At 61.4% G+C, this 10,552-nt stretch carries 13 protein-coding genes, 3 tRNA genes and 1 pseudogene; 10 read left to right on the top strand and 7 right to left on the bottom strand.

What is annotated here, in order from left to right; genetic code table 11:
* Window positions 1-80: 80 nt before the first annotated feature.
* A complete protein-coding gene (locus EOC93_RS22255) occupies window positions 81-290 on the top strand; it encodes a hypothetical protein (protein ID WP_127205711.1) in 210 nt (69 codons plus the stop codon).
* A 50-nt stretch (window positions 291-340) separates the two neighbouring features.
* On the opposite strand, the gene EOC93_RS34195 is transcribed toward EOC93_RS22255, so the two are convergent.
* Together EOC93_RS34195 and EOC93_RS22250 are read right to left on the bottom strand one after the other, a co-directional pair.
* Window positions 341-499, bottom strand: a complete 159-nt coding sequence (locus EOC93_RS34195) for a hypothetical protein (protein ID WP_164759233.1) — start codon at window positions 497-499, stop codon at window positions 341-343.
* Window positions 500-888: 389 nt separating this feature from the next.
* Window positions 889-964, bottom strand: a tRNA-Thr gene (locus tag EOC93_RS22250).
* Between the two features lie 158 nt (window positions 965-1,122).
* Here EOC93_RS22250 and EOC93_RS34190 point away from each other — a divergent pair.
* The 3 genes from EOC93_RS34190 to EOC93_RS22240 all read left to right on the top strand — a co-directional run bounded on the left by EOC93_RS34190 (window position 1,123) and on the right by EOC93_RS22240 (window position 2,310).
* Window positions 1,123-1,290, top strand: a complete 168-nt coding sequence (locus EOC93_RS34190; RefSeq protein WP_164759232.1) for a hypothetical protein — start codon at window positions 1,123-1,125, stop codon at window positions 1,288-1,290.
* A gap of 193 nt (window positions 1,291-1,483) precedes the next feature.
* Window positions 1,484-1,789 (top strand): BA14K family protein, encoded by a 306-nt coding sequence (locus EOC93_RS22245; RefSeq protein WP_127205710.1) that lies wholly within the window; start codon window positions 1,484-1,486, stop codon window positions 1,787-1,789.
* 164 nt (window positions 1,790-1,953) lie between these two features.
* Window positions 1,954-2,310: a hypothetical protein gene (locus tag EOC93_RS22240; RefSeq protein ID WP_127205709.1), complete on the top strand. Its 357-nt coding sequence runs from the start codon at window positions 1,954-1,956 to the stop codon at window positions 2,308-2,310.
* Here the strand turns inward: EOC93_RS22240 and EOC93_RS22235 are convergent.
* Together EOC93_RS22235 and bhcR are read right to left on the bottom strand one after the other, a co-directional pair.
* Window positions 2,278-2,772, bottom strand: a complete 495-nt coding sequence (locus EOC93_RS22235) for a YbaK/EbsC family protein (protein WP_127205708.1) — start codon at window positions 2,770-2,772, stop codon at window positions 2,278-2,280. The two genes, EOC93_RS22240 and EOC93_RS22235, sit on opposite strands and share 33 nt — an antisense overlap.
* A 61-nt stretch (window positions 2,773-2,833) precedes the next feature.
* Window positions 2,834-3,718: an HTH-type transcriptional regulator BhcR gene (gene bhcR / locus EOC93_RS22230; protein WP_127205707.1), complete on the bottom strand. Its 885-nt coding sequence runs from the start codon at window positions 3,716-3,718 to the stop codon at window positions 2,834-2,836.
* 203 nt (window positions 3,719-3,921) lie between these two features.
* Here bhcR and gcl point away from each other — a divergent pair, with 203 nt between their 5' ends.
* The 3 genes from gcl (at window position 3,922) to EOC93_RS22215 (ending at window position 7,738) form a co-directional block, all read left to right on the top strand.
* Complete coding sequence (gene gcl, locus EOC93_RS22225) at window positions 3,922-5,703, top strand: glyoxylate carboligase (RefSeq protein WP_127205706.1); 1,782 nt, start codon at window positions 3,922-3,924, stop codon at window positions 5,701-5,703.
* 110 nt (window positions 5,704-5,813) lie between these two features.
* On the top strand, window positions 5,814-6,611 hold the full coding sequence (gene hyi, locus EOC93_RS22220; protein ID WP_095489454.1) for a hydroxypyruvate isomerase: 798 nt from the start codon (window positions 5,814-5,816) through the stop codon (window positions 6,609-6,611).
* 239 nt (window positions 6,612-6,850) lie between these two features.
* Window positions 6,851-7,738: a 2-hydroxy-3-oxopropionate reductase gene (locus EOC93_RS22215; protein ID WP_095489453.1), complete on the top strand. Its 888-nt coding sequence runs from the start codon at window positions 6,851-6,853 to the stop codon at window positions 7,736-7,738.
* 79 nt (window positions 7,739-7,817) lie between these two features.
* On the opposite strand, the gene EOC93_RS22210 is transcribed toward EOC93_RS22215, so the two are convergent.
* A complete protein-coding gene (locus EOC93_RS22210; RefSeq protein ID WP_127205705.1) occupies window positions 7,818-8,669 on the bottom strand; it encodes an RNA methyltransferase in 852 nt (283 codons plus the stop codon).
* 200 nt (window positions 8,670-8,869) lie between these two features.
* Here EOC93_RS22210 and EOC93_RS22205 point away from each other — a divergent pair.
* Together EOC93_RS22205 and EOC93_RS22200 are read left to right on the top strand one after the other, a co-directional pair.
* Window positions 8,870-8,954: transfer RNA gene (locus tag EOC93_RS22205), tRNA-Tyr, on the top strand.
* 83 nt (window positions 8,955-9,037) lie between these two features.
* Window positions 9,038-9,111: transfer RNA gene (locus EOC93_RS22200), tRNA-Gly, on the top strand.
* A 157-nt stretch (window positions 9,112-9,268) separates the two neighbouring features.
* Here EOC93_RS22200 and EOC93_RS22195 read toward each other — a convergent pair.
* Entirely contained in the window at window positions 9,269-9,736 is a 468-nt protein-coding gene (locus EOC93_RS22195) for a YidB family protein (protein ID WP_127205733.1), read from the bottom strand.
* A gap of 158 nt (window positions 9,737-9,894) precedes the next feature.
* On the opposite strand from EOC93_RS22195, the gene EOC93_RS22190 reads away from it, so the two are divergent.
* Complete coding sequence (locus EOC93_RS22190; protein WP_095489451.1) at window positions 9,895-10,152, top strand: GlsB/YeaQ/YmgE family stress response membrane protein; 258 nt, start codon at window positions 9,895-9,897, stop codon at window positions 10,150-10,152.
* A gap of 152 nt (window positions 10,153-10,304) precedes the next feature.
* Here EOC93_RS22190 and EOC93_RS22185 read toward each other — a convergent pair.
* A pseudogene (locus EOC93_RS22185) lies at window positions 10,305-10,552 on the bottom strand (N-acetylmuramoyl-L-alanine amidase); the annotation flags it as partial.

Raw genomic sequence — 10,552 nt, 5'->3', positions numbered from 1 at the left:
AGGTTCTGCTAATATACTGGAGATGAGCGCAGCAGCAGGCAGGGGCGCGCAAGAAGTTGCCGACCCGGTGAGGGCGTGCGATGGTGTGGCAGACCGAAGCAGCGGGAGGGCTTGGTGTGCTAAACGATCTGAAGGAATGGGCGATCGAGAAGACCGAGGAGACAAAAGAGGTTGCCACAGGCGTTGCCAACGAAGTCCAAACTACTGGCGTCATGGATTGGTCCACCACAGTTTGGATGGTGATTGGCGGGTTTGCGCTTCTAATGATTATTGGTGCAAGCAGTCGCTAACGCCCAAAGCCGCACTCAATCCTGATGTTCTTCCGCTATTGCAGTCAGGGCTATGCGTTCTTGGGCAAGAAGCCCTTCGCCTCCAGATCGGCGATTATGAGGATTTCCACATAGGACGCGACTGTGCGGCGGTCGGCCTTAGCCGCGCGCTCGAGTGCCTCCTTAACAGCAGGTTCAATTCTTAATCCGAGGGGTGCCGTACGGGCCATGCCAAGCTCCTGCCAGGACAGTTAACGCCGACCGCGGTAGATACTTGGGATCGATGGTGGCTCGCTTAGATGAGCGGGATCGGACCGTGGAATGGTGGCAAGCGCCCAGCCGATGGGCCGCGGATACGTTCGCCGATTGCATGTCCGTGGAGCGTCCGTCCGAAAAGTTCGCGGTCTACGGTGGCTTCGCCGCCTAACCGTTCCGCCACCGGCAAACGACAAAGCCCGCTTCGGCGGGCTTTTTGCTGTGGCCCGTGTTGCAGATGTGTTGCATGGAGTCCGTGGGAATATTTGACAAAGCCCGGAAATGCGCGGTTTTCGTTGTAACGTGTTGCGACATCATATTAGCCAGAATACTGGCAGATGTTTCTCTAAGTTGTTGATTTTGCTGGTGCCCCCGGACGGAATCGAACCGCCGACCTTCGGTTTACAAAACCGCTGCTCTACCAGCTGAGCTACAAGGGCACGGCGCTCCGGTTAGCATATTTGTTGCGCCAGTAAAGACAAAACTCTGTTTTCGGTTGCCGGCGAACCCGCCGGAGCGGCCGGCGCGGGCCTCCTGAAAACGGCCAATTCGCTTCCTATATTGATCGAAGGTGCAATCGGATAGGCGAGGGTGCCGCATGATCAGATTTGTCGTCATTGCCCTGGTCGTCGTCGTGGCCTGGATTCTCTTGGTGAAGCTCGTCAAGAATCTGAAGAGCGCCAATGTCGATTGGACCGGCGTCACCACCATCATCGGCTTCATCGCGCTCGCCTTCTGGCTGCGTCATATCACCGGCATAGGCTGAGGCCTCCCCGCCGGGATGTCGACCGGCGCCGCCTGCCGGTCATGATTGCGTGCTGACAGCGAACCTTGTCAGACCGGTCGATTTTCCTCGTTCGAAAAAATTCGAAAATCATCGAACCTTTTTCCTTGCCGCAACGACTGATGGTCAAGAGGCGGATGGATCGCCTCTCACACAACGCAGTAAGGAGATCGTCATGTTCAAGCGCACCATCGTTTCCGGCCTCATCGCCACCGCTGTCGCCGCCGCCATGCTGGCCGGCACCGTTCAGCCTTCGGCCGCCCATCACAAGCATCACAACAAGCACCTTGGCATCGGCATTGCCGCCGGCGTCGGCGGCTTCCTGCTCGGCACCGCGCTCGCCCAGCCTCGCACCGTCTATATCGAGGAACACGGCGGTTCGTGGCACGTCCGGCGCTGCCTCAACCGCTATCAGAGCTACGATCCGTACTCCGATACCTATGTCGGCTACGACGGCTACCGTCACCGTTGCCGGATTTGAGAGGACCGTTTCAGGCAACCGGAAGAAGGGGCACCCCACTGCCCCTTTTTCAGCTGTCTGGGTTGCAAATTGAACCCGGCACCGCAACCGGTTCCAGCGAGGGATGTACAGGGATTTTTCGACATCTTAGTCTGGCGGTGAAGGCACCAGAGGGAGAGGGACGCTTGGACGAGCACGAACCCAAGGAAGAGCAGATTGAGACGGATTTCCGCAACGGCACGATCACCACCGTCGGCATTCTACTGGCTTTCTCGCTGGGCTTCATCACGCATTGGGCCGCCAACCCGCTCCCTTGGGAAATCTATCACCTGGCAGCAGTCGTGCCGATTTTGATAGGCATTGCCTTGCAGATACGAGCGCTGCGGTTGCTGCTCGACACAACGTCTCTACAGCGACGCGTCTATGAACGCGCCACCCGCATCTTCATCGCCGGCCTCATCTTCACCGCCTGCGGAGTTGGGCTGGCGATGCTGCTTGATTTCTACGACCTATCGACCAGGAGCGCGGTGCCCGGGGCCTAGCTCATCCTGACAGATGTCGCACCATTCGGCGCCGGTCAGCGCTGCCATGCGCTCGACGCCTATTTTCACCGCTGCATTGGTTGCGCCGGCCGCTGGCACGACCTGATCGTAGACGCGCAGCGATACGTCGCAATAGACCGGCAACGGCGAGGCGAGGCCGAAGGGGCAGACGCCGCCAATCGGATGGCCAGTGATTTCGGCCACCTGCTCGGCATCGAGCATGCGCGGCTTGCCGCCGAATGCATCGCGCGATTTGCGATTGTCGATGCGCGCGTCGCCGCGGGCGACGACCAGCATGACCCGGTCACCGACGCGCAGGCAGATGGTCTTGGCGATCTGCCCCGGCTCGACGCCGTGCGCCTCGGCCGCGAGCGCGACGGTCGCCGAGCTTGTCGGCGTTTCGATCACCTCGATGTCGGGGGCATATTCGGCGAAGAAGGCTTTGACGGATTGGAGGCTCATGCGTCTTTCGGGCGTCGGCTGGCGGAAGGTGGACGCAAACTTGGCCGTAGCCGGGCGGCTGTCAAGGTGAGCGCCCTGCGCCAATCTCGAAGAGTGAACCCGGTTCGGCGGCGCGGCTTGGTGAAGAAGGGGGTGGCAGACCACCAATCATCCTGGTTATTTCCGTTGCGGCTTCGTGCACGAGCGGGCCGATCTCAGCCAGCCGCTCCGGTGTGACGCGCACCGTCGGCCCCGAGACCGAAACGCCGCCGATCGGCTCGCCGAACTCGTTGAAGATGGCGGCGGCCACGCAGCGCATGCCGGGATGCCGCTCCTCGTCGTCGACCGACCAGCCGCGCAGCTTGATCGTCACCAGGTCGCGCGCCAGCGCCGAGATGTCGGACAGCGTCTTTTCGGTGAAGCGCTCCAGCCCCGCCCGGCGTAAGATGGCGCCGACGCGCTCCGGCTCGAGATGCGCCAGCACCGCCTTGCCGATGCCCGAGGCATGGAAGGAGCTGCGCGTGCCCGGCCGGAAGAAGGCGCGGATCGCCTGGTGCGTCTCGACCTGGCTGACGAAGACGACGCAGTCGTCCTCGGCGACGCCGAGATTGGCGGTCTCGCCGGTCTTCTCCATGAGTTCCTGCATGACGATGCGGGCGCGGTCGACCAGCTTGCGGCGGCGCAGGAACGCCGCACCCATGCGATAAGTCTCGACGCCGATCGACCAAAGCTGGTCGGTGCTGTCGAACTCGACCATGCCGTGGTTTTCCAGCGTCGTCAGCATGCGGTAGGCGGTAGACGCGGCGAGGCCGCTCTGCGCGGCGATCTCGCTCAGCGACAGGCCGCTGCCGTCGGCGACGATGGCCAGGATGCGCAGCGCCCGATCGAGCGACTGCACCGAAGCGGCCTCGGACGGACCGTGGAAGGCGCGCGGCCGTCCGCGCTGGCGTTTTTCGGTGGTTTCCATGACGGCATTCTTGCCGATTTCGCGAAATGCGCAATGAAAAAGTTTTTCACGATTCGCATCCGCCGAATCCATGGAAAACGCAAAACATAATTAAATCAGAGCATAGTAGCTGTTTTCTAGAAATGAAAAAATATTCTGAAAAAATTGAAAAATAGTCGGCCCACTGGCATTCTCAGCCATCAACAAATTCCGTGGAGGCTGAAATGGCCAGGATGCGCGCGGTCGACGCAGCGGTTCTCGTTCTCGAAAAGGAAGGTATTTCCTGCGCCTTCGGCGTACCGGGTGCTGCGATAAACCCGTTCTATTCGGCGCTGAAGGCGAGGGGCACCATCCGCCACATCCTGGCGCGCCATGTCGAGGCGGCGTCGCACATGGCCGAAGGCTTTACCCGCGCCAAATCAGGCAATATCGGCCTGTGCGTCGGCACTTCGGGTCCGGCCGGCACCGACATGATCACCGGCCTCTATTCGGCCGCGGCTGATTCTATTCCCATCCTCTGCATCACCGGCCAGGCGCCGCGGGCGCGCCTCAACAAGGAGGATTTCCAGGCCGTCGACATAGCTGCGATCGCAGCACCCGTCGCCAAATGGGCGGTCACCGTCATGGAACCTTATCTCGTGCCGATGGCGCTGCAGAAGGCGTTTCACTTGATGCGCTCATCGCGGCCGGGGCCGGTGCTGATCGATCTGCCGGTCGATGTGCAACTGGCCGAGATCGAGTTCGATATCGATGCCTATGAGCCGCTGGTGCCGTTCAAGCCGGCAATGTCGCGCAGCCAGGCGGAGAAGGCGTTGGCGATGCTCAACGCGGCCGAAAGACCGCTGATCGTCGCCGGCGGCGGCATCATCAATGCCGATGCCTCGGACCTGCTGATCGAATTCGCCGAAGTTACCGGCGTGCCTGTTATCCCGACGCTGATGGGCTGGGGCGCGATCCCCGACGACCACCGGCTGATGGCCGGCATGTGCGGGCTGCAGACGTCGCATCGATACGGCAACGCGACGATGCTCGAGGCCGACTTCGTCTTCGGCATCGGCAACCGCTGGGCCAACCGCCACACCGGCTCTGTCGACGTCTACACCAGAGGCAAAAAATTCATCCATGTCGACATCGAGCCCACTCAGATAGGCCGCGTCTTCGCGCCGGATCTCGGTGTCGTGTCGGATGCGGGCGCGGCGCTCAAAATGCTGCTCGACGTCGCCACCGAGTGGAAGACAGCGGGGAAACTGCGCGACTGGTCGGGCTGGGTCAGGGAATGCCAGGGTCGCAAGAAGACGATGAAGCGCAAGACGCATTTCGACCAGGTGCCGCTGAAGCCGCAGCGCGTCTATGAGGAGATGAACAAGGCATTCGGCCGCGATACCACCTATGTCACCACGATCGGGCTTTCGCAGATCGCCGGCGCGCAGTTCCTGCATGTCTACAAGCCGCGCAACTGGATCAATTGCGGCCAGGCCGGCCCGCTTGGCTGGACGCTGCCGGCAGCGCTTGGCGTCCGCGCCGCCGATCCGCAGCGCAACATCGTGGCGCTGTCCGGCGACTATGATTTCCAGTTCATGATCGAGGAACTGGCGGTCGGCGCGCAGCACAAATTGCCTTACATCCATGTCGTCGTGAACAATGCCTATCTCGGCCTGATCCGCCAGGCGCAGCGCGGCTTTTCGATGGATTTCGAGGTCAGCCTCGCCTTCGAGAACGTCAACCGCAAAGACGATCCCGAGGCTGGCTACGGCGTCGATCATGTCGCTGTCGCCGAGGCCATGGGCTGCAAGGCGGTCCGGGTGCGCAGGCCTGAGGAATTCGCCGGCGCCTTCGAGCAGGCGCAGCGCCTGATGAAGGAGCACCAGGTTCCCGTCGTGCTCGAATTCATCCTCGAGCGCGTCACCAACATTTCGATGGGCACCGAAATCGACAAGATCACCGAGTTCGAGGAGCTTGCCGAACATCACAAAGACGCGCCGACCGCGATCGTGATGCTCGATTAGAGCCTGATCCATCCCGCTGGGATGGGGCTCTATCTTCTTGTTTGACCATGATCTTTCCGAAAACCGGTTTTCACTTTTCGGGATCATGGTCTGGAACCGGAGAAAAAAGAATGCCGCGTTTTTCAGCCAATCTCTCGATGCTCTTTGGCGAGCACGATTTCCTCGACCGCTTCGATGCCGCCGCCCGCGCCGGCTTCAAAGGCGTCGAATATATCGGTCCTTATGACCATGCGCCGGAGGTGGTTGCCGCGAGGCTCAGGAAGAACGGCCTGACCCAGGTGCTGTTCAACCTGCCGGCCGGCGATTGGGCCAAGGGCGAGCGCGGCATCGCCGTGTTGCCGGATCGCGTTCCCGAGTTCCGGCAAGGCGTCGCCAAGGCGATCACCTACGCTCATGCGCTGGGTTGCGAACAGGTCAACTGCCTTGCCGGCATCGCGCCGCGGGGCGTCGAACGGAGCGTGCTGGAAGATGTCTTTGCCGAGAACCTGGCTTTCGCAGCGGAGAAGCTGGAGCAGGCCGGCATCAGGCTTCTGATCGAGCCGATCAACACGCTCGATATTCCAGGCTTCTTCCTGAATTATTCGGATCAGGCCTTGGCGCTCATCGACCGCGTCGGCTCGAAGAACCTGTTCCTGCAATACGACATCTATCACATGCAGATCATGGAGGGGGATCTCGCCCGCACCATCGAGGCAAACCTCGGCCGCATCGCGCATATCCAGCTTGCGGACAATCCCGGCCGTCATGAGCCGGGGACGGGCGAGATCAATTTTCCCTTTCTGTACAACCACATCGACCGCATTGGTTATTCCGGCTGGATCGGCGCGGAGTACAAGCCGAAGGCGGGGACGGAAGCCGGACTCGGATGGTTCCGGAACTTGGCCGGGCAGGGTAGTGCGGCGGCGTAGGTGCAGGAAGTCGCGATTGAAGTCGAGTCCCTTCGCGCCCCCCTCTGGCCTGCCGGCCATCTCCCCCACGGGTGGGGAGATCGGCAGTTTCGGCGCCGGCTTTTAACTTTCCCGACCTCTAAAATTGGCGAAAGCGGCGGCGACATCCAATCTCCCCACCCGTGGGGGAGATGGCCGGCAGGCCAGAGGGGGGCGCGAAGGAACGCGGCCTTAACAAGCAAACACGACGGAGAAAATGAATGGAAACCATCGGTTTCATCGGCCTCGGCATCATGGGCGCGCCGATGGCGGGGCATCTGCTCGACGCTGGCTACACCGTCGTCGCCAGCGACCACCGCTCGAAACCGCCGGCCGATCTCGTCGCCAAGGGTTTGAAGACCGTCACCGGCCATGACGTCGTGGCGAAAACGGCCGACATCATCATCACCATGGTTCCCGACACGCCTGAGGTGGCCGATGTGCTGTTCGGCAACAACGGCGTCGCCTCGGGTCTGTCCGGCGGCAAGCTGGTCATCGATATGAGCTCGATCTCGCCGATCGAAACGAAGGAATTCGCCAGAAAAATCAATGCGCTTGGCTGCGACTATCTCGACGCGCCGGTGTCCGGCGGCGAGGTCGGCGCCAAGGCCGCATCGCTGACCATCATGGTCGGCGGCGAGGAAAGGGCTTTCGAGCGCGCCAGGCCGGTGTTCGAGAAAATAGGCAAGAACATCACGCTGGTCGGGCCGAACGGCGTTGGCCAGATCACCAAGGTCGCCAACCAGATCGTCGTCGCGCTGACCATTGAAGCGGTCGCCGAAGCCCTTGTTTTCGCTTCAAAAGCCGGTGCCGACCCGGCCAAGGTCCGGCAGGCGCTAATGGGCGGACTGGCCGCCTCGCGCATCCTCGAAGTGCATGGTGAGCGGATGATCAAGCGCAGCTTCGCGCCGGGCTTTCGCATCGAACTGCACCAGAAGGATCTTAATCTCGCTCTTGAAGGCGCGAAGGCGCTCGGCGTCGCGCTACCCAACACCTCTACCACACAGCAATTGTTCAACTCCTGCGCGGCCAATGGCGGCGCCAAGGAGGATCACTCGGCGCTGGTCAGGGCGCTGGAGAGGATGGCGGGGCATGGGTTAGGGCAGTAGGGCAGTAGGGCAGTAGGGCAGTAGGGCAGTAGGGTGGATCCACTCTGAGCGAAACATACTGCCTTATTGCCCTATTCCCTTACTGCCCTAAAAACTTCCTCGCCGCATAAAGGCTCACCGCCGCAGCATTCGACACGTTGAGCGAGCGGATGGCGCCGGGCATGTCGAGCCGGGCGAGCGTCGTCACCGTCTCGCGCGTCTTCTGGCGCAGGCCCTTGCCTTCGGCGCCCAGCACCAATGCGATCTTTTCTCCCGAAAAACTCTTTTCGAGTTCCGCCGGCCCATCCGAATCAAGGCCGATGGTCTGGAAGCCGGCCTCGTGCAACTGGCCGAGCGCGTCGGCGAGGTTCTTCACCTCGATCTGGTCGATATGCTCCAGCGCGCCGGAGGCCGATTTCGCCAGCACGCCGGATTCATGCGGGCTGTGGCGCGCCGTGGTGATCAGCGCGCCGGCGCCGAAGGCGACTGCCGAGCGCAAGATCGCACCGACATTGTGCGGGTCGGTGACCTGGTCGAGCACCAGCACCAGCGTCGTATCGCCGAGCGCGTCGAGGCGCTTGGGTTTTAGCGGCTCGGCCTCGATCAACACGCCTTGATGAACGGCATCGGAGCCGGTGACCTTGTCGATGTCCTTCGGTTCGACCAGCTCTGCCTCGAAGGGCAAGGCGGCGAGGTTGGCGATCGCCAGCCGCTCGGCGGCATTGCGCGTCACCAGCATCTTCCTGATCCGCCGGCTCGGATTGTCGAGTGCCGCCCGCACCGTATGCAGGCCGTAGAGCCTCACCAGGCCGTTCGCGACGGTCTCTCCCGGCGGCACCGGCTGGCGCGGCCTGAACGTCGGCGCGCCGCCGCTCTTCTCGTCTCGATGCGCACGGCGCAGCTTGGCGTAGTGGGTGTCTTTTGGGGTCTTGGGCTTGTTGTCGTTGCTCATGGCCGGTTCTATAGCCGTGTCGTCTGCGTATGGATACAGCCGCAGAACCTGCTTGTCGGGCGAGGCATCAAATTCAGCGCGTTTTGCCGGGATGTTGCGGTTGACAGTTTTGGGCGCTGCCGCCATAAGGCGCTTCGCGAAGGGCTGCTACGGCGGTTGCGACGCGTCGATGCCTCGTTGCATGGCTCCGGCGGCAGACTGGAGAGGTGCCCGAGTGGTTAAAGGGGACGGACTGTAAATCCGTTGGCTATGCCTACGTTGGTTCAAATCCAACCCTCTCCACCACTGCCGGCCCGGAAGCCCTGAAACGCGGAAGCATCGGATCGAAAAGTGCATAGCGGTTTTCGGCCGATGCCTAACTGAAAGGCGCGGGTATAGCTCAGTGGTAGAGCAGCAGCCTTCCAAGCTGAATATGCGGGTTCGATTCCCGCTACCCGCTCCAGATTTCCATTCGCTGCTCCGTCGGGCTTCGCGCATCATCCCGAATCCATGCTCAGCGCAAGTTGAAACGCGCCTGCGAACGGGATCATCCGCAAATCAAAAATTCGACGTGTTGAAGCTTCGTAGCGCGTCCAACGGATGCGCGGTGAGCTGCCTGCCTAACTGGTGAACCTGTTCAATATCGACGCGAGTTGATTTTGCTGCGGCACTTGCCCGTTCGGCGTCATCTGGTCGACGAGACCCGGCAAAGCCGCGGACAATTGCTTGAGCAAGTCCTGCTCGTTCAGCCCTGTCCTTTGCGCGATCTCGCGAATGACCTGCGGGCCCAACGCATTGCCCAGATCGTTGGCCTGGATGGGCTGGTTCTGCCCGGTGCCGACCCACGAATCGGCGGCATTGCCGTGGCCGGCGTCTTTCAACTTATCGAGCAGGCCGCCCAGTCCGCCGAGCAAGCCACCGTCGGCGGATGCGGTTGTATCAGGCGGCACGGGGGCGGGGCTTTGGGCCGGATCGGTCTGGGCGGAATTTCCACCGCTCAGCATTTTTCCAACCAGCAGCGCACCGAGCGCGATCATCAGCGGCTTGGCGACGTTACCGCCGGGAACGGCATTGTCAAACAGTCCCATTGTGGATCTCCATGTCAATGTTGCCCGTCCCATCTCCACAATGACCCGTTCGAGGCGAATTTCAAGCTGGTTGAGCTTTCCGTAATCATGAATTTCAAGTTGGCTTGAGCTTTGCTTAATAATGTGGAAGTAATCGGAGGCGGGGAATGGAGAGGAAAATGTCAATATTAAGCTGGATCATCCTTGGCGTTATCGCCGGCTTTATAGGCAGCAAGATCGTCAACAAGAGCGGGCAGGGCCTTGTTCTTGATATCATACTCGGGATCGTCGGCGCTGTTGTCGGCGGCCTGATCTTCAGCGCCTTTGGCGCGTCAGGCGTTACCGGCCTCAACATCTACAGCCTGATCGTCGCCGTGCTGGGATCGGTGGTCGTTCTGTGGGCCTATCACCAGTTCACCGGGAACCGGGCTCTTTAGAGATTAAAAGCCGACAGGCAAGGCGGCTTCGGCGGGCCGCCTGACGTGTTCTGGCCGGCCGCTTTCGGTCCATCCGATATCGCGGCTTTCCGCTCTGGGAAGCCGCGACTTCTCGTCCAATTTACCCGTGCGACGGTGCGGCGAGGAACGCTCTATCTGATCCGTTTGAGAATTTCGCGGACCAGCGTGTTGAAGCCAGCTTCGAGCCCTCTGGCCAGGATTGGCCACAATTCATCGAGCAGACGTCTGAAAGCAGTTTCCAGAGCTGCGTCACGGCCGCTTCTGACAGGCAGGTCGGGCATCGACCCCATCGCCACCATGACCTGCTGGCGCAGCCGGTCGCCGCAGGCGCTCGCGCCGACGACCGTCGGGTCAAAGGGCAGGCGGCTAACATCCCATT

Origin of the sequence: Mesorhizobium sp. M6A.T.Ce.TU.002.03.1.1 (assembly GCF_003997275.1) — a bacterium.
Classification (GTDB): domain Bacteria; phylum Pseudomonadota; class Alphaproteobacteria; order Rhizobiales; family Rhizobiaceae; genus Mesorhizobium; species Mesorhizobium mediterraneum.
The sequence above is the reverse complement of the archived record's forward strand: the minus strand, read 5'-3'. Positions and strand labels throughout refer to the sequence as shown.

Excerpts from the sequence above, each read along its gene's own strand:
- hyi (WP_095489454.1), top strand. The coding sequence starts at position 5,814 with ATGCCGCGTTTTTCAGCCAATCTCTCGATGCTCTTTGGCGAGCACGAT.
- EOC93_RS34195 (WP_164759233.1), bottom strand. The coding sequence starts at position 499 with ATGGCCCGTACGGCACCCCTCGGATTAAGAATTGAACCTGCTGTTAAG.
- EOC93_RS22255 (WP_127205711.1), top strand. The coding sequence starts at position 81 with ATGGTGTGGCAGACCGAAGCAGCGGGAGGGCTTGGTGTGCTAAACGAT.
- EOC93_RS22195 (WP_127205733.1), bottom strand. The coding sequence starts at position 9,736 with ATGGGACTGTTTGACAATGCCGTTCCCGGCGGTAACGTCGCCAAGCCG.
- bhcR (WP_127205707.1), bottom strand. The coding sequence starts at position 3,718 with ATGGAAACCACCGAAAAACGCCAGCGCGGACGGCCGCGCGCCTTCCAC.
- EOC93_RS34190 (WP_164759232.1), top strand. The coding sequence starts at position 1,123 with ATGATCAGATTTGTCGTCATTGCCCTGGTCGTCGTCGTGGCCTGGATT.
- EOC93_RS22215 (WP_095489453.1), top strand. The coding sequence starts at position 6,851 with ATGGAAACCATCGGTTTCATCGGCCTCGGCATCATGGGCGCGCCGATG.
- EOC93_RS22210 (WP_127205705.1), bottom strand. The coding sequence starts at position 8,669 with ATGAGCAACGACAACAAGCCCAAGACCCCAAAAGACACCCACTACGCC.
- gcl (WP_127205706.1), top strand. The coding sequence starts at position 3,922 with ATGGCCAGGATGCGCGCGGTCGACGCAGCGGTTCTCGTTCTCGAAAAG.
- EOC93_RS22235 (WP_127205708.1), bottom strand. The coding sequence starts at position 2,772 with ATGAGCCTCCAATCCGTCAAAGCCTTCTTCGCCGAATATGCCCCCGAC.
- EOC93_RS22245 (WP_127205710.1), top strand. The coding sequence starts at position 1,484 with ATGTTCAAGCGCACCATCGTTTCCGGCCTCATCGCCACCGCTGTCGCC.
- EOC93_RS22190 (WP_095489451.1), top strand. The coding sequence starts at position 9,895 with ATGTCAATATTAAGCTGGATCATCCTTGGCGTTATCGCCGGCTTTATA.